At 65.8% G+C, this 20,504-nt stretch carries 20 protein-coding genes; 7 read left to right on the top strand and 13 right to left on the bottom strand.

The features are described 5' to 3' along the window. Window positions 1–250 (top strand): hypothetical protein (locus BRAS3809_RS13700; protein ID WP_035656261.1); only part of this gene is annotated, 250 nt, incomplete at its 5' end. A gap of 22 nt (window positions 251–272) precedes the next feature. Then, window positions 273–740, top strand: coding sequence for a hypothetical protein (locus tag BRAS3809_RS13695; protein ID WP_008962695.1), 468 nt, complete (start codon window positions 273–275; stop codon window positions 738–740). Between the two features lie 6 nt (window positions 741–746). On the opposite strand, the gene BRAS3809_RS13690 is transcribed toward BRAS3809_RS13695, so the two are convergent. Further along, the gene (locus tag BRAS3809_RS13690) at window positions 747–968 is read right to left on the bottom strand and encodes a hypothetical protein (RefSeq protein ID WP_008962694.1); all 222 of its coding nucleotides are present in this window, start codon (window positions 966–968) and stop codon (window positions 747–749) included. A gap of 193 nt (window positions 969–1,161) precedes the next feature. Here BRAS3809_RS13690 and BRAS3809_RS13685 point away from each other — a divergent pair, with 193 nt between their 5' ends. After that, entirely contained in the window at window positions 1,162–2,052 is an 891-nt protein-coding gene (locus BRAS3809_RS13685; protein ID WP_008962693.1) for a DMT family transporter, read from the top strand. Window positions 2,053–2,264: 212 nt separating this feature from the next. Beyond that, the gene (locus BRAS3809_RS13680) at window positions 2,265–3,692 is read left to right on the top strand and encodes a caspase family protein (RefSeq protein ID WP_008962692.1); all 1,428 of its coding nucleotides are present in this window, start codon (window positions 2,265–2,267) and stop codon (window positions 3,690–3,692) included. A 173-nt stretch (window positions 3,693–3,865) separates the two neighbouring features. On the opposite strand, the gene BRAS3809_RS13675 is transcribed toward BRAS3809_RS13680, so the two are convergent. The 6 genes from BRAS3809_RS13675 to cysK form a co-directional block, all read right to left on the bottom strand. Beyond that, window positions 3,866–5,665, bottom strand: a complete 1,800-nt coding sequence (locus tag BRAS3809_RS13675) for a hybrid sensor histidine kinase/response regulator (RefSeq protein ID WP_008962691.1) — start codon at window positions 5,663–5,665, stop codon at window positions 3,866–3,868. Between the two features lie 15 nt (window positions 5,666–5,680). Further along, window positions 5,681–7,210, bottom strand: coding sequence for a circadian clock protein KaiC (gene kaiC / locus BRAS3809_RS13670; RefSeq protein ID WP_008962690.1), 1,530 nt, complete (start codon window positions 7,208–7,210; stop codon window positions 5,681–5,683). Next, a complete protein-coding gene (locus BRAS3809_RS13665) occupies window positions 7,197–7,520 on the bottom strand; it encodes a circadian clock KaiB family protein (RefSeq protein ID WP_008962689.1) in 324 nt (107 codons plus the stop codon). Before BRAS3809_RS13665 ends, kaiC begins: the two co-directional genes overlap by 14 nt. Further along, window positions 7,517–8,326, bottom strand: coding sequence for a response regulator (locus BRAS3809_RS13660; protein ID WP_240535671.1), 810 nt, complete (start codon window positions 8,324–8,326; stop codon window positions 7,517–7,519). The genes BRAS3809_RS13665 and BRAS3809_RS13660 overlap by 4 nt, the downstream gene beginning before the upstream one ends. A 417-nt stretch (window positions 8,327–8,743) precedes the next feature. Beyond that, window positions 8,744–8,983: a BrnA antitoxin family protein gene (locus BRAS3809_RS13655; RefSeq protein WP_008962687.1), complete on the bottom strand. Its 240-nt coding sequence runs from the start codon at window positions 8,981–8,983 to the stop codon at window positions 8,744–8,746. 2 nt (window positions 8,984–8,985) lie between these two features. Beyond that, window positions 8,986–9,954: a cysteine synthase A gene (gene cysK / locus BRAS3809_RS13650; protein ID WP_008962686.1), complete on the bottom strand. Its 969-nt coding sequence runs from the start codon at window positions 9,952–9,954 to the stop codon at window positions 8,986–8,988. 563 nt (window positions 9,955–10,517) lie between these two features. Here cysK and BRAS3809_RS13645 point away from each other — a divergent pair. Then, window positions 10,518–10,736: a hypothetical protein gene (locus tag BRAS3809_RS13645; RefSeq protein ID WP_008962685.1), complete on the top strand. Its 219-nt coding sequence runs from the start codon at window positions 10,518–10,520 to the stop codon at window positions 10,734–10,736. 148 nt (window positions 10,737–10,884) lie between these two features. Here the strand turns inward: BRAS3809_RS13645 and tgt are convergent, their stop codons facing one another. Further along, on the bottom strand, window positions 10,885–12,039 hold the full coding sequence (gene tgt / locus BRAS3809_RS13640) for a tRNA guanosine(34) transglycosylase Tgt (protein ID WP_008962684.1): 1,155 nt from the start codon (window positions 12,037–12,039) through the stop codon (window positions 10,885–10,887). 271 nt (window positions 12,040–12,310) lie between these two features. Here tgt and BRAS3809_RS13630 point away from each other — a divergent pair, with 271 nt between their 5' ends. Continuing rightward, window positions 12,311–13,336, top strand: a complete 1,026-nt coding sequence (locus tag BRAS3809_RS13630; RefSeq protein ID WP_008962683.1) for an aspartate-semialdehyde dehydrogenase — start codon at window positions 12,311–12,313, stop codon at window positions 13,334–13,336. Window positions 13,337–13,781: 445 nt separating this feature from the next. Here BRAS3809_RS13630 and queA read toward each other — a convergent pair whose 3' ends face one another. The 4 genes from queA to coaD all read right to left on the bottom strand — a co-directional run bounded on the left by queA (window position 13,782) and on the right by coaD (window position 16,927). Then, window positions 13,782–14,876 carry a tRNA preQ1(34) S-adenosylmethionine ribosyltransferase-isomerase QueA gene (gene queA / locus BRAS3809_RS13625; protein ID WP_008962682.1) on the bottom strand — a complete coding sequence of 365 codons (1,095 nt, stop codon included), beginning with the start codon at window positions 14,874–14,876 and terminating at the stop codon, window positions 13,782–13,784. A gap of 198 nt (window positions 14,877–15,074) precedes the next feature. After that, entirely contained in the window at window positions 15,075–15,539 is a 465-nt protein-coding gene (locus BRAS3809_RS13620) for a peptidylprolyl isomerase (RefSeq protein ID WP_008962681.1), read from the bottom strand. 259 nt (window positions 15,540–15,798) lie between these two features. Next, a complete protein-coding gene (locus BRAS3809_RS13615; RefSeq protein ID WP_008962680.1) occupies window positions 15,799–16,362 on the bottom strand; it encodes a peptidylprolyl isomerase in 564 nt (187 codons plus the stop codon). Window positions 16,363–16,432: 70 nt separating this feature from the next. Beyond that, window positions 16,433–16,927: a pantetheine-phosphate adenylyltransferase gene (coaD, locus tag BRAS3809_RS13610; RefSeq protein ID WP_008962679.1), complete on the bottom strand. Its 495-nt coding sequence runs from the start codon at window positions 16,925–16,927 to the stop codon at window positions 16,433–16,435. 276 nt (window positions 16,928–17,203) lie between these two features. On the opposite strand from coaD, the gene BRAS3809_RS13605 reads away from it, so the two are divergent. Further along, window positions 17,204–17,461 (top strand): hypothetical protein, encoded by a 258-nt coding sequence (locus BRAS3809_RS13605; protein WP_008962678.1) that lies wholly within the window; start codon window positions 17,204–17,206, stop codon window positions 17,459–17,461. Window positions 17,462–17,577: 116 nt separating this feature from the next. Here the strand turns inward: BRAS3809_RS13605 and gyrA are convergent, their stop codons facing one another. Beyond that, window positions 17,578–20,328 (bottom strand): DNA gyrase subunit A, encoded by a 2,751-nt coding sequence (gene gyrA / locus BRAS3809_RS13600; protein ID WP_008962677.1) that lies wholly within the window; start codon window positions 20,326–20,328, stop codon window positions 17,578–17,580. Between the last annotated feature and the right edge of the window lie 176 nt (window positions 20,329–20,504).

Raw genomic sequence — 20,504 nt, 5'->3', positions numbered from 1 at the left:
GGTGACGATTGTCACCAGCAGCGGCAGCTGCGAACCCACCGCCAGCTCGACCCTGACGGTTGCAGACGGTAAGATTTCGGCGGCCGGCGCCAACGTCTCGGGATCCATTGGGCGCGAAGGCCTGGTCAAGGTCTCCATCAATGGCGCATATGCGAATGGTCAGCTCAGCGGCAATTCCGGTTCAGGAAAATGGAACGGCGCATCGGCAGGAATCCCCTGCAGCGGGCGCTGGCAGGCGTCGCGCCTGTAAGGGCGCATTTCCTCTTTCGAACGTGACGCGGCGGCTGACGGCCGCCGCCGTCGTTTTGGCGGCGGGCTTCGCGGCGTCGCCCGGGCGCGCCGATCCCGGCCCCTTCACCGGCATGGCCGGGACCTGGGGCGGCAGCGGCACCGTGGCGCTCGAGGACGGGTCGACGGAGCGCATCCGCTGCCGGGCGACCTACGGCGTATCCGGACCGCGCATGAGCCTGGTGCTGACCTGCGCCAGCGACGCGTACAAATTCGGCCTGCAGGCCGATGTCGTCGCCGAGGGCTCAACCATCTCCGGCAGCTGGACCGAGACCAGCCGCGGCGCCAGCGGCGTGCTGCAGGGACGCGGCGGTGGCGGCAACTTCCAACTGGTCGCGACCACCGCCGGCTTCAATGCCAACATCGCGCTGGCCACCCGCGGCAACAAGCAGTCGGTGTCGATCCGCGCCGACAGCCAGTTCCGCGCTGCGAACATCTCGCTGTCGCGGTGAGCGCGCTCAGGCGCGCCTGGCGCCCGGGCCTGCAGACGGAGCCGGAGCCAACTGGGCTGCAGTCCGCTTGATGGTCTTGGCAATCAGCAGCGCCTGCTCACGGGTCATGGCAAAATCCTGCACGCCCTTTTGCGTGGTCAGCGACAGCACCATGAGATGAGGCTCGCGCTCCGGCCAGCCCGTGGCAAAGGCGGTGAGGAAGTCGGCTGAGGCGGCACGGTCGGTCATGTGTCAAAGCTGCCTTTGGCTGTTTCGCGGGCGGTCGCTTTAGGACGAAACGCCGGCACACTCCACGATTTTCTGAGCCGTGCGGCCGCTGTCGCGGCACCCGCCTTGATGCACTGCACCGTTGATTTCATTTGCATTGCTGTGCACGCGAGGTGATACAGCCGCTCCCGCCCGCCTCGCTCTCCCCTGCCGCATGACTCGCCCCGCTTCGAAACTGATGGCCGCGCTATGGATGACCGGCTGGCTCAGCCTGATGCTGGTGATGGCCGTCGCCGGCCGCGAGGCGATGCGCGAGCTCAACGTGTTCGAGCTGATGGAGCTGCGCTGCCTCATCGGCCTCGTGATGCTGTCGCCGGTCATCATCCTCAGCGGCGGCTTCGCGACGTTGCGCACGACGCGGCTCAAACAGCACGCCGCCCGCAACCTGATCCACTACGGCGCGCAGCTCGGCTGGTTCTTTGCGCTGACCCTCATCCCGATCGGCCAGGTGGTCGCGATCGAGTTCACGATGCCGATCTGGACCGCCCTGCTCGCCGCCACGTTCCTGGGCGAGCGAATCACGCTGTTCAAGCTCGTGGCCATCGTGCTCGGGCTGGTCGGCGTAGTCGTGATCGTGCGCCCGGACACCGGCGCGATCAATCCGGGCCAGCTGATCGCGCTGGGCGCCGCCGTCGGCTTCGGCATCTCGATCGCGCTGGTCAAGTTCCTGACCCGCACCGAGCCGACCGTCTCGATCATCTTCTGGATGCTGGCGGTGCAATCCATCGCCGGACTGCTGCCCACTCTGCTGCTGTGGACCTGGCCGTCGGCCATGGCCTGGGGCTGGATCGTGCTGGTCGCCCTCTGCGGCACCTTCTCGCATTTCTGCATGGCGCGCGCGATGCTCTATGCCGACGCCACCATCGTGGTCCCGATGGACTTCCTGCGTGTGCCGCTGACCGCGACCGTCGGCTGGCTGGTCTATTCCGAGCGCCTCGACGGCTTCACCGTGCTGGGCGCCGCTCTGATTCTCGCCGGTAACCTGCTGAACCTCCGGCCGCCGCAGCCGCGGCCGCTGGCGGTCAACGCGTCGTCGCAAAGCTGAGGCCGGCGCCCCCTGCCGGCTCTGATCGCTGATCGGATGTGACGCCCCTCACGCAACCCGTGGAATACACGCGTCTGGCGTTGGCTTCGCGCAACACTCGCAATCTGCATTGTGGCGAAAACGAGATTTTTTGTTTGGGAACAAGACTTTTCGGGCCAATACGCGACTAATGCTGCAGTGACCGCTTCGCTTGATCGTTGGGGGATCTCCTGATGCGCTTTCTCACCATCACCCTGTCCCTGCTCTGCATGGCGCTGACCGCCCAGGCGGCCAAGGCCGACCGCCGGGTCGCCTTCGTCGTCGGCAACGGCGCCTACAAGAGCGTGATGCCGCTGCCGAACCCGCCCGTCGACGCCAAGGCCATGGCAGCCACCTTGCGCAATGTCGGCTTCGACGTCGTCGAGGGCACCAATCTGACGCGCGACAAGATGACCGAGAAACTGCTCGACTTCGGGCGCAAGGCGCAGGGCGCCGACATCGCGGTGTTCTACTACGCCGGCCACGGCATCGCGATCTCCGGCACCAACTACCTGCTGCCGGTCGACGCCGATCTGAAATCGGAGATGGACGTCAAGCTCGGCGCGGCGATCAACATCGACGTCACGCTCGACCAGACCATGGGCGATGCCAAGGTCAAGCTGGTGTTCCTGGATGCCTGCCGCGACAATCCGTTCGCCGCCAAGATCAAGTCGAATTCGCCGACCCGCAGCGTGTCGGTGCAGACCGGCCTGGCGGAGATGAAGTCGGGCGAAGGCACCTTGATCGCGTTCGCGACCGGCCCCGGCCAGACCGCGCTCGACGGCGACGCCGGCGCCAACAGCCCGTTCACCCGCGCGCTGATCTCGCATATCGCCCAGCCCGGCGTGGAGATCCAGCAGGCGATGACGGCGGTGCGCGCCCAGGTCAACGAGGAGACCAACAAGGGTCAGCTGCCGTGGGGGCACACCAACCTCATCGGCGCGGTCTATCTCAACCCGTCGGCCGCCCCTGCGGCAACGGCGGCAACCGCTGGCACGACGCCCGCCGCCGCCACGGCGAGCCCGACGGCCGCCGAGGCCGAGCTCGAGTTCTGGCGCTCGGTGAAGGACTCCAACAAGCCGGAAGAGCTCAACGCCTACCTCTCGACCTATCCGAACGGACAGTTCAAGTCGCTGGCGATGGCCCGCATCGCCTCGATCGAGAGCGGCGCCGTGAACACGGCGACGCGCAATGTCGGCAAGGGCGTCGACCCCGCCACCTTCACCGAGGAAGGCACCCAGGTCAGCGAGGATCAGATCGGCCTCGACAAGACCAAGCGCCGCGACGTGCAGCGCCGCCTGACCGGCCTCGGCTTCGATACGAAGATGACCGGCGTGTTCGACGACGAGACTCGCGGCGTCATGAAGCGCTGGCAGGCCGCGCGCGGCTACCCGTCGACCGGCTTCCTGACCAAGCTGCAGCACAAGGCCCTGCTTGCCGAACCGCAGCCGGCGCCGGCCACTGCCGCGGTCGGCGACGAGGCAAAGCCGCGTCGCGCCAAGCCTCCTGCAGGCAACGTCGCCGCCGGCGGTCCGCCCCGCAGGGCGCGCCCGTCTACCGCAGCCCGCCGCCGCAGGACAACGCCGGCAATGCCGCCGGCGCAGCCTTCATCGGCGGCATGATGGGCGGCGTGCTCGGCAGCGCGCTGCGCCGCTGACGGTCCGCCCGAGCGGAAAGCCTTTCAGCCCGTGCCGCAAGGCACGGGCTTTTTGCTGGCTCACGCCGGACCGTGATCGGCGCGGCCGGCCGGATGCCGGCACGGCAGCTCCGGGACGCGGCGCGCGCGGTGGTCGTGTCAGCCGGCCTCAGCGGAACGCTTGCGCTCGATGGCGTCGCCAATGAAGGCCAGCAGTTCGTCGCGCTTGAACGGCTTCATGATCGTCGGCCGGCCGTCGATGCGATGCTCGCCGCCGGCAGCGACGATGGGATCGTTCGAGTAGCCCGTCATGAACAGGATGAGCAGGTCCGGGTGCGAAACGGCGAGCTGCCGGGCGAGCTCGGGACCGCTGAGCTGCGGCATGACCACGTCGCTCAGGACAAGGTCTACCGCGTCCGCATATTGGCGAAGAAAGCGCAGCGCCTCTTCGCCATTGGCCATGGATTGAACCGAGTAGCCGGCGCGCTGCAGCATCGAGGAGGTCGCGCGCTGGGCAAGGGAATTGTCCTCCACCAGCAGGATCCGCTCGCCGCCCCGGGCTGCCCTCACCGCAGGAGCCGGCGCGGCTTCGGTCTTGATCGTCTCGTTCGCACGCGGCAGCAGCACGACGAAGCGGGTCCCCTCGCCGATCGCGCTCGTCACGGCAATGCTGCCGCCCGCCTGCTTCACGATGCCGTAGCAGGTCGCAAGACCGAGACCGGTGCCGCTGCCGCGCACCTTCGTCGTGAAGAACGGATCGAAGATGTGCTCGAGATCATCGGGAGGAATGCCGATGCCGGTATCGGTCACCGTCATCATCACGTAGTCACCCGGCTCCACGCCCTCGTCGCTGCGCTGGATGATCCGGTTGGCGACGGCGATGGTCAGCCGGCCGCCTGAGGGCATCGCATCGCGCGCATTGAGCGCCAGGTTCATGATGAGCTGCTCGACCTGCACCCGATCCGCGATCACCGGCCAGCTCTGCGCGACATCGGTGACGATGTCGATGTTGCTGGGCAAGAGCCGGCTGAACATCTTCTGCAGATCCGACAAGGTGGCGCCAAGATCGAGCACGGTGGGCGTCGCCGGCTGCTTGCGCGAAAAGGCGAGCAGCTGCCGCGTCAGATCGCGCCCGCGATCGACCGCCTTGATGAGCTCCATCACATCCGGCAGCCGGGGATCGTCGCCCTGGCATTCCTCGCGCAGCATCTCGGCATAGACCATCATCACGACGAGAAGGTTGTTGAAGTCGTGCGCGATCCCGCCGGCGAGCACTCCCACCGCCTCCATCTTCTGGGATTGCCGCAGCTCCTCGTTGAGCCGCTTCTGCTCGGTCACGTCCTGAATGAGAAGAAGCTGCGCCGGCGACCCCTCCCATTCGCAGCGCGACACCCGCAGCTCGCAGCGCCGGACGTCCTTGCCGCGATAGACCTCGATCTCCGAGATCTCGCCTTCGCGCACCGCGAAGCTCACGCGTTCGCCGATGAAGTCGTCGCGCGCCTTGCCGAACAGCTCATGGGCGGCCCGATTGACGAACGCGACCTCGTTGTCCTGGTTGGTGACGATCAGCGCGTCGGGCACGGCCTCGAGCAACTGGCCGAAGTGCCGGCGCCCCTCGGCCGGGACCGCGTGGTTGGCGGACGCGACGAGCGGCAGCGCCCGAGCCGCAGTCGCGGCGCCGCCGCGCGCATCCGCCGCAGCCGGGTTGTAGAGGAGGACCGGGCTCGCGGACGCCAGGGCGTGCCATTCCTCCGGAAGAGCCGCGACCGCCTGGGAGGTGGCCAGGTTCACCAGGATGGTGTCGTAGACTCCTGTTTCGAGCCGGCTCCGGGCCTCGGCGATCGTCGCCACCCGGCTCAGGTCGATCGCGGCCTTCCTGTCATCACCTCCTGCCAACGCGGGCAACACCAGTGCGGATTCGTCACCGATCACCAGCAGTCGGTAGAGTGGTGCGTTCATCCGGGCGGCCTCTGCCTAGAGCTCGCTTTGTGGTCTGGCAAACATCTCCGCAAGATGATCGCGCTCGCGCGCGAACATGTAGGTCGGAGCCCCCGTCAGAATTCCATGCACGTCGCGGAAGGTCGCGACCAGATGCATGCCGTGACCGTCGATGACATACTCGCGGATGTCCTTGTCATGCTGGGTCCCGCGCATCTTCAGGATCGCCAGGCCCCGCCGCATCATGCCGTAGAGTTCGACGTAGCGCAGCAGCACGATCATGTCGGTGATCGTGGAGATGTGGGTCTCGGTGATCGACTCGCCGCCCATCAGCATCGACGTCGTATTGGTGAAGAGACCGGTTATGCCGACCTTCTTGATGTGGCTCGTCAGGGCGATGACGAATTCGCGATACGACTTCGGCGAGCCCGCACGTTCGAACGCCGACAGGCTGTCGACCGCCAGCCGGCTCGGCTGAAACTGGTTGATCTCCCGCTGGATGTAGAGCTGATGATCCTCCAGACCCATGGTCTCGGGGTATCTCGCGATGATGCGGAGAAGACCGTCCTTCTCGGCCGAATCGAAATCGACGTTCCAGTTGGAGGCGTTGCGGGTCAGTTGCTCCCGGCTCTCCTCCGCCGCGATCAGCAGCGCACGTTCGCCGCGCTCGATCGCGGCCTTGAGATAGTGAGTCACCATCAGCGTCTTGCCGGTACCGGTGGCTCCGCTCACCAGGATGATGGAATCCCGATAGAAGCCGCCGCCGCACATCTGATCGAGCTCGGGCACGCCGGATGAGACCCTCATATCGGTCGAGCGCTGCTTCAGCTCGATCGACGACAGCGGAATGATCGCGACGCCCTCGGCGTGATCCACCGTGAACGGGTACTCGCCCTTCTGATGCGTGGCGCCGCGAAATTTGAGGATCTCGATGGTGCGCCTGCGCTTCTCCTGCTCGAGCCGGTTGCGCAGCACGAGGACGTTGTCGGCCACGAACTCCTCGACGCCGAAACGCGCCAGTCCGCCGTCCTCGTCGAGGCGCTCCATGGTGATGATCGTGGTCACGCCGAGCAGCCGCAGTCCGCTGGCGATCCGGTGCAGTTCGCGCCGCACCACATTGGCGTCGGAGAACTGCGGAAACAGCGCCCCGACCGAATCGAACACCACCCGCTTCGCGTTGACCTTGCGGATCGCATTCTCGATCCTGGCCATCAATGCCGACAGGTCGTAGTTGCCGGCCTCGAGCAGCTCCTCCCCCTGCTCGGGCGTGGCATCGACGATCGCGATCTGGCCGTTCCTGTTCATCTCCTCGAAATCCCAGCCGAACGAGGCGACGTTGCGCATCAGGTCGGCCGGAGCCTCCTCGAAGGTGACGCAGACACCATGCTCGCCGCAGGCGCGCACGCCCATGACGAGAAACTGCAGCGCCAGCACGGTCTTTCCGCTGCCCGCCGTGCCAGCGACCAGCGTGCTTCGATTGAGCGGCAATCCACCGTTCGAAATCTGGTCGAATCCGGCAATTCCCGTCCGCAACTTCTCGAGTTCGACAGCCCTAGTCCCGCTCATTCTCTGCCCCCTCCTCCTTTCCAAACTGCACCGCGGACGAATTCTGTAGGATCCCGAGTCCGAGAAGGACCTTCCTGGTGTCGCTGAGATCGCCGATGATTTTCCGCACCGGGCCGGGATGACGCTTCACCAGCGTGGGTGTCGCGACGATCTTCTCCTCCTCGGCGATCTCGGGGTGTTCCAGCACGTCGATGATGTCGATCTCGCAGGGGATGTTCAGCTCCTGCTGAAATATTCTGCGAAGGTTTTCCATCGCCCGCAGAGAGTTCGACGTCTGTCCGGTGATGAACAATCCGAGCTGCAGGGTCATGCCCTATCTCCCGGTGCAACGCGTCGCCGATGTCCGAGCCGGTAGTAGTCGACCAGAAGTCCCATCATCTCGATCGCAAGCAGCCGGCCTTCGAACACCAGCGCGCTGGTTCGCTCGACCGTCGTTCCGAGGATGGCCCTTTCGAGCGCGACCACGTGGAGATCGAGCAGGTCGCGCGGCCCGCCGCCTTCATCGCCGATCGATGTCGTGATCCTCGCCATCGTCGACAGCGGACGGACGTGGTGATCGCCGCGAGGATCTAGATATTCTCGAAACAGGACCAGATATTGCTCCACCAGGTTCGCGAAGGCCGCAGGCTCGCGCTCCCGGATCGAACCATGTCCGGCAAGGTGCGCCGTGACGCTGGTGGCGCGGCCGGCCGAGGACATGTCGCGGTCGTTGGCAAGCGAGCGCCTGTTGTCCTCGATGCGATCCTGGCGGCGGCGGCCGGTGGCATGGATCACGGCGCGCCGCAACGACGAAGGCCCGGCATCCGCGCGCGGAAGATAGTCGCGAGCTCCAGCCTGAATATAGGCGTTCGCGACCTCGGCGTCGGACGCTCCGTTGACGACGATGATCGGGATGTCCACCCCCGCCGCCCTGAGACCCCCGACGTCCCAGACGCCGTGCGCGTCAGCATCGCCAGCGTCCAGCACGACCACGTCGATCGGCTGCTGGCCCATGATGACTTGCGCTTCGGCAACGGTTGCCACGGACAACAATTCGCAGCCATCCATCGTCGCGTGGCCGGTGATCGCATCCCGCACCACTTGTCCGCTCGCCGGACCACTTTCGACGAGCAGCACTCGAACCGGCGGCTCAGCTTGGGCGCTCATGAAACGCTCCCGGAGAGGCGAAATCGCTCAGTCGGGACAATTCCAGCATGGCAGACGACGCGCGGCAGAGGCCAGCTCTTCACGACATCGCTGTTTTGCCGGGAGGGAGACGCAAGAGAATTGGAGACACAACGTTGGACGACGATAGATCAGGATGGAACCGAAGAGAATTGAAAAGTTCCATCCAGGCGTGCGCCACTCCATTTTACCACGGCGCGCAGCAACGGATGGCGCAATGCACACCGCGTGGCCGAACGCCGCTGGTAATCTTCCACGTCCGGAGTTCAGCGCTACCGACAGCCACAAGGCCTGATCGGAAAACGCATGGCAACGTTGCCGGGCCAGCCGACCGAGAATCGCTCGCCAGCCCGGGCCGTCGTCATCCAGCTACAGACCTGCCGCCTTGCGCAAGGCTGCGTTGATCCGGTCCTGCCAGCCTGGGCCTCCGGCCTGGAAGTGCTCGAGCACGTCCTGGTCGATCCGCAACGTCACCTGCTCGCGCACTCCGGGGACAGCGGTCTTCTTCGGCGGCGCCTCCACCGGCTTGGTGGTGACCTTCTTGAATGCCGCCTCGGCCTCGGTGCGGGCGTCGGCCAGCGTGCGGGGACGCCGCGGCTGATCGGCCATGATCAGATCCCTTCGAACAGGGCGGTGGACAGATAGCGCTCCGAGAACGACGGCACGATCGCCAGGATCGTCTTGCCGGCGTTCTCCGGGCGCTTGCCGAGTTCGATCGCCGCCGCGATCGCGGCGCCCGAGGAGATGCCGCCGGGAATGCCCTCGTTGCGCGCCAGCGCGCGCGAGGTCTCGATCGCGGTCGCGCTGTTGATCTTGACGATCTCGTCGATGATGGAGCGATCGAGAATATCGGGCACGAAGCCGGCGCCGATCCCCTGGATTTTGTGCGGCGAATGCTGGCCGCCCGACAGCACCGGACTCTCCTCCGGCTCGACCGCAACCACCTTGAGATCCGGCTTGCGCGACTTCAGCACCTGGCCGACGCCGGTGAGGGTGCCGCCGGTGCCGACGCCGGCGACGAACACGTCGATCTTGCCCGCGGTGTCGTTCCAGATCTCCTCCGCCGTGGTGCGGCGATGGATCTCCGGGTTGGCGAGGTTCTTGAACTGCTGCGGCATCACCGAGTTCGGCGTGGTTCGCAGCAGCTCCTCGGCGGTGGCGATTGCGCCCTTCATGCCCTGCGCCGCCGGCGTCAGCACGATCTCCGCACCAAGGAAGGCGAGCATCTTGCGCCGCTCGACCGACATCGATTCCGGCATCACCAGCTTCAGCTTGTAGCCGCGCGCGGCCGCCACGAAGGCCAGCGCGATGCCCGTATTGCCGGAGGTCGGCTCGATCAGCACGGTGTCCGGCTTGAGCACGCCGGCCTGCTCCATCGCCAGGATCATGCCGACACCGATGCGGTCCTTCACGCTGGCTGCCGGGTTGAAGTATTCCAGCTTGGCGAGAATGGTCGCCTTCACGCCGTGCTGCTCCGGCAGCTTTCGCAATCGCACAATCGGCGTGTTGCCAAACGCATCGACAATTGAATCAAATATGCGTCCGCGTCCGGGACGTTGTGCCGCAGCTGACGAGTCCATGAAATCACCCCCTGTGCGCCCCGGCGCCGTTTCGTCAATGGTTCTGACCATCATCAGCGAGCTTGTTGCGCTGCGCAAGCACGTTTACGCGATCGCCTCATCATCGCGGCGCACAACAAGTCGTCCTTAAATTACGCAAAACCAACGCATTTGTGTTGCGACAAGGTCAACGAACTCGGTGTATGTTAGACTTCAGTAGGGCGGAGATTCACGGTGCAGGTTTGGCTGTGCTCTCGGCGATATCAGCGAGATGTCATGTTGGTAATGGTAGAAGCTTGCTTCGACCTTCATGGCATCGCTCAGGCGAACCAATCATCTCAAACCGATCAGCCAAACCTGATCGTACAAATCGTACAAGAAGAGACCACCAGACAAACTCTTTGTGTGACGGACTTCGTGTAACGGAATTCGTGTGGCGGACTTCAGACCCGTTGGAAGTTGGACGCGTTGAGACTTCGAAGCGTTTAAATTCGGGTACGCTGAAAATCGGATGCGTTGACGCGAAAGCAGACGACGACAACTCAAGCAGAAACGACAACAAAGAGATCGCCCAGGAGGTCACTATGTCAGCACTCGCTGATCTCATGTCGACCGCATCGCCCCGCCCGGATCCGCGCGGATGCGATCTGCCGACATGCCCGGTCTGCGCCGACTCCATGATAGCTGCGGAAGCATCGGCGTATCTCGCCGACAATGCGATCAGCTATCTCTGGACCTGTGACACCTGCGGCTACGGCTTCGTGACCAAGCATTCCGTGAAGAGCCGCTTCGTCTGCAATTGAACCGCACCGCAGCCGGAACGTTCCACGGCGCGACGCCGCCTCTCTCGCGTTGCGCCCGCGGCCAGCAGGCGCCGGGAGATTTGCGACGTTCCGACGATGATGCGCTGACGGCGCAAGCGCTTGCCGTGGTCGACGCAAATTATGGCCGTCAGCCGGCGCGTGGGGCGATATCGCCGCGTGCCCAATCCGCCTTGGTGCGTTCGTAGAACTCGACGAAGCGGCCCTGCGCGATCGCCTCGCGCATGCCGGCCATCAGTTGCTGGAAGTAGGCTATGTTGATCTCCGACAGCAGGGTCGCCCCGAGCGCCTCGCCCGCCTTGATCAGGTGGTGCAGATAGGCGCGCGCATAGCTTCGCGCCGGCGGCCACGGGCTGTCCTCGTCGAGCGGCCTGGCATCGTCGGCATGGCGCGCATTGCGCAGATTGACCGGACCGAACCGCGTATAGGCCACGCCGTGGCGGCCGTTTCGGGTCGGCAGCACGCAGTCGAACATGTCGACGCCGCGCTTCACCGACTCCAGGAGGTCATCGGGCGTGCCGACGCCCATCAGGTAGCGCGGCCGGTCGGCCGGCAATGCCGGTACGGTGGCCTCGATCATCTCCAGCATCACCGCCTGCGGCTCGCCGACGGCGAGACCGCCGATCGCATAGCCATGGAAACCGATGTCGACGAGCGCCTCGGCGCTCGCCACGCGCAGCGCGGGGACGTCGCCGCCCTGCACGATGCCAAACAGCATGTAGCCGGCGGGCGCGCTCTCGAAGGCGCGGCGGCAGCGCTCGGCCCAGCGCAGCGACAGCCGCATCGCGCGCTCGATATCGGCAGGCTCGGCGGGCAGCCGCACGCATTCGTCGAGTTGCATCGCGATGTCGGAGTTGAACAGGCGCTGCACTTCGATGGCCCGCTCCGGCGTCAGCTCGATCTTCGCGCCGTCGATATGCGAGCGGAACGTCACCCCCTGCTCCGTCAGCTTGCGCAAGCCCGACAGCGACATCACCTGGAAGCCGCCGGAATCGGTCAGCATCGGCCCGCCCCAGCCGGTGAAGCGCTGCAGGCCGCCCAGCGCCGCGATCCGCTCGGCGGTGGGCCGCAGCATCAGATGATAGGTGTTGCCGAGCACGATGTCGGCGCCGGCCTCACGCACGTCGCGCCAGTGGATGCCCTTCATCGCGCCGGCCGTGCCGACGGGCATGAAGGCGGGCGTGCGGACCACGCCATGCGGGGTCGTCAGCCGGCCGGTGCGGGCCGTGCCGGAGGTCGCCAGCAGTTCGAAATGGTTGGGGAGTGCGTCGCCGGGGGAGCTCATGGCCGGCTTATTGCGTCAGGACGGCCGCCGATTCAACCGCGATCGACCGCTTCTGCTTGATCAGGCCCGTTGACGGCAGTTCCGGCCGCCCCTATGGTCCCTGATCATGTCGACCTCGACCAAACGCACGACGAAAACCACCAAGCCCCAGGGGGACTCGGGAGGCGTGCGCGCGTAATCGACCTCGATCGCGACCATCTTCGAACCGAAGCCCCGCCTGATGCAGGTCCGGGGCTTTTTTTATGCCCAAATTTCAACCGGAGACCACCACGTGCCTCAAGATCCCACCATTGCCATCGTTGGCGTCACCGGCGCCGTCGGCGCCGAGTTCATTGCCACCCTGGACCGCCGCAACGTCCGCGTCGGCAAGCTCAAGGCGCTGGCGAGCGCCCGCTCGGCCGGCCAGACCCTCACCTTTCGCGGCCAGACGATCGTGATCGAGGAGCTCACCGAGCGCTCCTTCGAGGGCGTCGACATCGCGCTGTTCTCGGCCGGTAGCGGCATCTCCAAGAAGTTCGCGCCTATCGCCGTCCGTTCCGGCGCTGTCGTCGTCGACAACTCCTCCGCGTTCCGGATGGACCCGAACGTGCCGCTGGTGATCCCGGAGATCAACGCCCGCCGCATCCGCGACCACAAGGGCATCATCGCCAATCCGAACTGCGCGGCGATCACCGCGCTGGTGCCCCTGTGGCCGATCCACCAGCAGAACCGCATCAAGCGCGTGATCATCTCGACCTATCAGGCCGCCAGCGGCGCCGGCGCGGCGGCAATGGACGAACTGGTGCAGTCGACCCGCGCGAGCCTCAACGGCCAGGTCTACGCGCCCAAGGTGATGCCGCATCCATTCGCCTTCAACCTGTTCAGCCACAACACCGCCATCGATGCCGACACCGGCTACAACGACGAAGAGACCAAGGTCATCAACGAGACCCGCAAGATCTTCGAGGATGAGGGCATCGCGATCGGCGTCACCTGCGTCCGCGTGCCGGTGCTGCGCGCCCATTGCGAGGCCATCACCTTCGAGTGCGAGAAGCCGATCACCGAGGACGAGGTCCGCCGCATCCTCGCCACCGCCCCGGGCGTGCGCATCGTCGACGACCGCGCCAAGAACTACTTCCCGATGCCGGTGGACGCCTCGGGCCAGGACGACGTGCTGGTCGGCCGCATCCGCAAGGACCTGTCGGATCCCTCCGGCCACTCCATCGCGATGTTCGTCGCCGCCGACCAGCTGCTCAAGGGCGCCGCGCTGAACGCGGTGCAGATCGCGGAGCTCTTGCCGGAGCGGGCGATGGCGTAACTGATGGGGTGCTTGTAGCAAGGCTACGAGCAACAAGCGCGATGCTGGTGAATGCGCCCTCTCCCCCAAGGCGAAGCGAAGCTTCGCCAGGGCGGGAGAGGGCATCGCCGGCCGATCCGCGAGCGCGGTCCGGTGAGGGGTATCTCTCCGCGAGTTGCGCTCGTGGAAAGATACCCCTCACCCAACCGAGCTTGCCGCGCTGTCCTACATGCCCTCTCCCACAAGGGGCGAGGGTGCAGTCACGCACACCGGCGCTGTATCTCATTTCAACCTGGAAACTAATAAGTCCGTAGGGTGGGCAAAGGCGCAGCACAGTACTCTCCTCACCCTCGGTCTCAGTGGCGCCGTGCCGACCGCCTCGCCGCGAAACACCCTGATGGCCGGTGGGCACGGCGCGCGCGACAGCGTCGCCGACAACGCCGATTGTGGCGCGCCTTTGCCCACCCTACGGTTCTGCGACGCGCTCGTCCGCTTGGCGGAACAGCAAGCACGCATCGCCGTATGAATAGAACCGGTAGCCGCTTTGAATCGCATGCTTGTACGCCGCCTGCATGGTCTCAAGCCCGGCGAACGCCGAGACCAGCATGAACAGGGTCGAGCGCGGCAGATGGAAGTTGGTCATCAGGATGTCGACCGCGCGGAAGCGATAGCCCGGCGTGATGAAGATCGAGGTCTCCGCCTCGAACGGCGCGATGGTGCCGTCGGGCAGCGCCGCGCTCTCCAGCAGCCGCATCGACGTGGTGCCGACCGCGACGATGCGGCCGCCCTTGGCGCGGGCCTCGTTCAGCGCGGCCGCGGTCCCGGCGGTGAGACTCCCCCACTCCGCGTGCATGCGGTGGCCCTCGGTGTCCTCGACCTTGACCGGGAGAAACGTTCCCGCGCCGACATGCAGGGTGACGCGCTGCAGCCCGACGCCGTGCGCGCGCAGCCGCTGCTCTAGCGCCGGCGTAAAGTGCAGCCCGGCGGTGGGCGCGGCCACCGCGCCCTCCTTGGCCGCGAACATGGTCTGATAGTCCTGCGCGTCCTGCTCGTCGGCCGGCCGCTTGCCGGCGATGTAGGGCGGCAGCGGTGGCCGGCCGAGATCGGCGATCGCCTGGTCGAGCGCCGGGCCATGAAACACGAAGGACAGCGTCACCTCGCCCTCCTCGCCCTTGGCCTCCACGGTGGCGTCGAGATGGCCGAGCAGGCAGACCTTGCCCTCGTTGCCGAAGCGGATCGTGTCGCCGGGCGCCAGCTTCTTCGCCGGCCGCACCAGCGCCTGCCAGCGCGAGCCGTCAAGCCGCTTAATCAAGGTGGCCTCGATCTTCGCCTCGGTCTCGCGACTGATGCGGCGGCCGGAGAGCTGCGCGGCGATCACCTTGGTGTCGTTGACGACGAGCTGATCGCCCGGCTCGAGCCAGTCCGGCAGGTCGCCGACGGTGCGGTCACGCAGCACGCCGTCGCCCTGCACCACGAGCATGCGCGCGGATTCCCGCGGGCTCGCCGGGCGGAGCGCGATGTTTTCGGGCGGGAGATTGAAATCGAACAGATCGGTGCGCATCGTCGTTCTGGAACGACCGTCGAGAACCTCATCCTGAGGAGCGCGTCAGCGCGTCTCGAAGGATGAGGCCCGACTGTGGCCTCATGGTTCGAGACGCGTGCTGCGCACGCTCCTCACCATGAGGGTGAAGCGCCGAGGCGGCGCTGCGGACGGGACCATGAACACGCCAGGAGCGTGTTCATGGAGAGGTTCTTGAGCTTACGCCGCGTCGGCGGCCATGCGCGCCTTGACGATCTTATCGGGGTTCTGCACCGGCTCGCCGCGCTTGATCTTGTCGACGTTCTCCATGCCCTCGGTGACCTTGCCCCAGACGGTGTACTGCTTGTCCAGGAAGCGGGCGTCGTCGAAGCAGATGAAGAACTGGCTGTCGCCGGAATCCGGGTTGGCGGCGCGGGCCATCGAGGCGGTGCCGCGGACGTGCGGCTCGGCGTTGAACTCGGCCTTCAGCTTCTTGCCGGAGCCGCCCATGCCGGTGCCCTGCGGACAGCCGGTCTGCGCCATGAAGCCGTCGATGACGCGGTGGAACACGATGCCGTCATAGAAGCCCTCGCGGACGAGCTCCTTGATGCGGGCGACGTGGTTCGGCGCCAGGTCGGGGCGCATCTCGATGGTCACCGGGCCCTGGGTGGTCTCGAGGATCAAGGTATTTTCGGTCACAGCCATGCTGGTCTCTCAGGTTCTGGTTGAAATGATGAGGGGCAGGACGCCGGGGTCTGACAGGTCGCGGCGCCCTCTCACGTGCGGCCGCCACCCCTCCTGACGGCGATCCGGGCACAACGAGGCCCGGGCGATGCGGGTCCAGAATAGACCCAACGCGCTTAAAGCTGAAGCCGCCCGTCCTGTCGATGCAACCGGCGGCGCGTGGCAAAGGGTTCCTTAAACCGTGCGGGAACCCGAAGTTGAGGCCGGGCGCCCTGCCCGGCTACTTGATGTCGGAGGCGACCTGCACCTTCACCATCTTGTCCGGATCGGTGACCGCGCCGCCCGCCGAGCCCGGAGGCGCCTTCTTCAGCTTGTCGACCACGTCCATGCCCTGCACGACCTCGCCGACCACCGTGTACTGGCCATTGAGGAAGGACGCATCGCCGAAGCAGATGAAGAACTGCGAGTTGGCGGAATCGACGCTGTCACCGCGCCGGGCCATGCCGACGGTGCCGCGCTTGAACGGCGTCTGCGAAAACTCCTGCTTCAGGTTCGGATATTTCGAGCCGCCGGTGCCGTTGAAGTTCTGGCCGTCGCCGGTCTGCGCCATGAAGCCGTCCATCACGCGGTGGAATGGCACGTTGTTGTAGAAGCCCTCGCGCGCCAAGGTCTTCAGCCGCTCGGCGTGCTGGGGCGCGAGATCCGTGCGCAGCTTGATGACGATGCGGCCCTTGGTGGTGTCGATCACCAGCGCGTTCTGCTTGTCGAGGCCGGCGGGCAGCGATTGCGCCAGCGCCGGAACGGCGAACACCAGAGCGAAGACGAAGGCGAGAGCGCGGATCATGGCAACTCCGAAATGAGGATGAGAGGGATTGCGAAAAAGGCCGCCAGGCGGATGCCGGCGGTCGGCATCGTCAGGCGAACTTGGCTTTCAGCGGCGCCACCACCGACGGCGGGACGAAATGGGAGATCTCGCCGCCCATCGCGGCGATCTGCCGGACGAGGCTGGCATTGATGGGGCGCACCGTCACCGAGGCCGGCACGAACACGGTCTGGATCTCTGGCGCCATCGTCTGGTTCATGCCCGCCAGCTGCATCTCGTAGTCGAAATCCTTCACGTCGCGCAGGCCGCGGATCATCAGGATCGCGCCGGACTGCTGCGCTGCCGTCACCGTGAGATTGTCGTAGGTCGAGGCCTCGAAGGCACAACCCGCTGCGGCCGCGATCGGGCCGAACACCTCGTGGGCCATCGCCAGCCGCTCCTCGGTCGAGAACAGCGGCTTCTTGCCGTGATGCACGCCGACCGCGACGATGAGCTTGTCGCAAAGGTGAACGGCCTGCCGGACCACGTCGAGATGGCCGTTGGTGACGGGATCGAACGAGCCCGGATAGAGCGCAATGCGTTGCATGCGCCCGTCCTATACCGCCTGGAACAGGCGGGCAAGCCGCCGGCGCCTGGACTGGCGCGGCTGTGATGGCGGTACCCCGTTGTTTGCGCTGCGACCAAGCCTGCCGGAACTGCAGCCGCTTACCGCGATTGTTTCCTCGGAACCTCGGCCACGAAACACATCGCGGAGGGCATGAAACCAAATCGTTCGCTCCGCGAAAGCATCGCGAAACCGGGGACGGTTAATAAATCCTTAACGAACGACGGGCCGGAAAAGGCCCAACCACAGGGGACCGTCATGATCAAAGCGCTTTCTGCCGTCGCCGCAGCCGGCCTCGTGGCTGCCGCCCTCACCGTTCTGCCCGGCCTTGCTCCCGAGGTGAACGCCAGCGTGCCGCAGCCGCTGGCCAAGGGCGACCGCCTGGATTTCCGCCCGATCGGCCGCGACTGCTCGCAGCAGGCCTGGCCCAACTTCGAAGCGTCCTGCCTGCGCGGTGCGGGAACGAAATCGACGATCCGCGAGGCGCGGATCGTCGGGGTCGAGCGGACGCAGTGAGAGATCGCGAATAGCGAATAGCGAATAGCGAATAGCGAATAGCGAATAGCGAATAGCGAATAGGTGGGACCTGATTCTCTTCCCTATTCGCTACTCCCTATTCGCCATTCGCCTGTTCATTCGCCATTCCCGCCTTCGGCGCCATTCCCGCCATTGCCGTTCTCCGCCTCCTCGCCGATGTGCTCGACCGAGACGACGTGCTCGTCGTCGGCGGTGTTGAACACGATCACGCCCTGGGTGGAGCGGCCGGCGATGCGGATGCCGTCGACCGGGCAGCGGATCAGCTGGCCCTTGTCGGTGACCAGCATGATCTGGTCGCTGTCCTCGACCGGGAATGAGGCGACGAGCTTGCCGTTGCGGTTGTTGACCGACATCGCCACGATCCCTTTGCCGCCGCGGCCTGTCGTGCGGTACTCGTAGGACGAGGTGCGCTTGCCGTAGCCGTTGACCGAGACGGTCAGCACCACCTGCTCCTGGGCCGACATCTCGACATAGCGCTCCTGCGACAGCTGGATCGCACCCGCAGCCGCCTCCTCGCCCTCGGTTTCGACCGGCTCCTCGGCCGTCGCTTCACCCGACATCGCCCGGCGCATCTTCAAGTAAGCGGTGCGCTCGTCCGAAGTGGTCTCGACATGCCTGAGGATCGACAGCGAGATCACCTTGTCTCCTTCCGCGAGCGCGATGCCGCGCACGCCCATCGAGGTGCGCCCGGTGAAGACGCGCACGTCGGTGACGGGGAAGCGGATGCACTGGCCGCCGGCCGCCGTCAGCAGCACGTCGTCGCGCTCGGTGCAGATCTGGACGTTGACGATCTCCTCGCCCTCGTCGAGCTTCATCGCGATGATGCCGGAGCGCCTGACATCGACGAAGTCCGACAGCTTGTTGCGCCGGACGTTGCCGCCGGTGGTGGCGAACATGACGTCGAGATTGGCCCAGGAGGATTCGTCCTCCGGCAGCGGCATGATGGTGGTGATGCGCTCGCCCTGCTCCAGCGGCAGGATGTTGATCAGCGCCTTGCCGCGGCCGTTCGGTGCCGCGATCGGCAGCCGCCAGACCTTCTCCTTGTAGACCTGGCCGCGCGACGAGAAGAACAGTACCGGCGTATGCGTGGAGGCGACGAACAGCCGGCTGACGAAATCCTCCTCGCGGGTCTGCATGCCCGAGCGGCCCTTGCCGCCGCGGCGCTGCGCCCGATAGGCCGACAGCGGCACCCGCTTGGTGTAGCCGGCATGCGACACGGTCACGACCATGTCCTCGCGCTGGATCAGGTCCTCGTCCTCCATCTCGCCTTCCTGCTCGGCGATGACGGTGCGGCGTGGCGTGGCGAACTCGGCCTTGATCGCCGACAGCTCGGTCTTGACGATGTCCTGGACGCGGGCGCGCGAGCGCAGGATGTCGAGATAGTCGGCGATCTCCACCGCGAGCTTGTCGAGCTCGTCGGAGATCTCCTCGCGGCCGAGCGCGGTGAGGCGCTGCAGGCGCAGATCGAGAATGGCTTTCGCCTGCTCGAGCGACAGCCGCGCGGTGCCGTCCGGATTGATGCGGTGGCGCGGATCGTCGATCAAGGTGATCATCGCCGCGACGTCCTGCGCCGGCCAGTCGCGCGACATCAGGGTCTCGCGCGCGGTGTTCGGATCGGGCGAGGTCCGGATGACGAGGATGATCTCGTCGATATTGGCGACAGCGATGGCCAGGCCGACCAGGATGTGGGCGCGGTCGCGCGCCTTGTTGAGCAGGAACTTGGTCCGCCGCGTCACCACCTGTTCGCGGAACGCCACGAACACGCTCAGCAGATCCTTGAGGTTCATGGTCTGCGGCCGGCCACCGTCCAGCGCCACCATGTTGGCGCCGAAATTGGTCTGCAGCGGCGTGAACTTGTAGAGCTGGTTCAGCACCACGTCCGGCACGGCGTCGCGCTTGAGCTCGACGACGACGCGGAAGCCGTCGCGATCGGATTCGTCGCGCAGGTCGGAGATGCCCTCGATCTTCTTCTCGCGCACCAGTTCGGCGATGCGCTCGACCATCGAGGCCTTGTTCACCTGATACGGGATCTCCGTGATCAGGATCGCCTCGCGATCCTTGCGGATGGTGTCGATCGTCACCTTGCCGCGCATCACGATCGAGCCGCGGCCGGTGTGATAGGCGGAGCGGATGCCGGCGCGGCCGAGGATGATGCCGCCGGTCGGGAAGTCCGGTCCCGGAATGATCTGGTTGAGCTCGTCGATCGACAGCGCCGGATTGTCGGTCAGCGCGATGCAGGCGTCGATGACCTCGCCGAGATTGTGCGGCGGGATGTTGGTCGCCATGCCCACGGCGATGCCGCCGGCGCCGTTGACCAGCAGGTTCGGAAACTTCGCCGGCAGCACCGACGGCTCCTTCTCGGAGCTGTCGTAGTTCGGCTGGAAGTCGACGGTGTCCTTGTCGAGATCGTCGAGCAGCGACTGCGCGATCTTGGTCAGGCGCGATTCCGTGTAGCGCATCGCCGCCGGCATGTCGCCGTCGACCGAGCCGAAATTGCCCTGGCCGTCGATCAGCGGCACGCGCATCGAGAAGTCCTGCGCCATGCGAACCAGCGCGTCGTAGACCGACTGGTCGCCGTGCGGATGATATTTACCGATGACGTCGCCGACGGTGCGGGCCGACTTGCGGTACGGCTTGTTCCACTCGAAGCCGTTCTCATACATGCCGTAGAGGATGCGCCGGTGCACCGGCTTCAGGCCGTCGCGCGCATCGGGCAGCGCCCGCGCCACGATCACGCTCATCGCGTAATCGAGGTAGGAGCGTTTCATCTCATCGAGGATGGAGACGGGACGAATGTCGGAAGGTCCGCCCGGCTCGCCGGGCTTCTCATCTTCTTTATCGGACAAAGGGGATACCGGTCGGTTTTGACACGCGAAAATCGCTTGGAATCATATAGCGCATCGCGTCACTCCAGGCCACCCCTTGACGCTCCGGCAAGAAGGATTTTTTGGCCGCATTTCCAGCGACTTAACGAGATCTTACGCTGCGGCCGACGGTGACCAGGAGCGCCCGCGCAGGCCCG

This window comes from Bradyrhizobium sp. STM 3809, assembly GCF_000239795.1.
Lineage (GTDB): Bacteria > Pseudomonadota > Alphaproteobacteria > Rhizobiales > Xanthobacteraceae > Bradyrhizobium.
The sequence above is the reverse complement of the archived record's forward strand: the minus strand, read 5'-3'. Positions and strand labels throughout refer to the sequence as shown.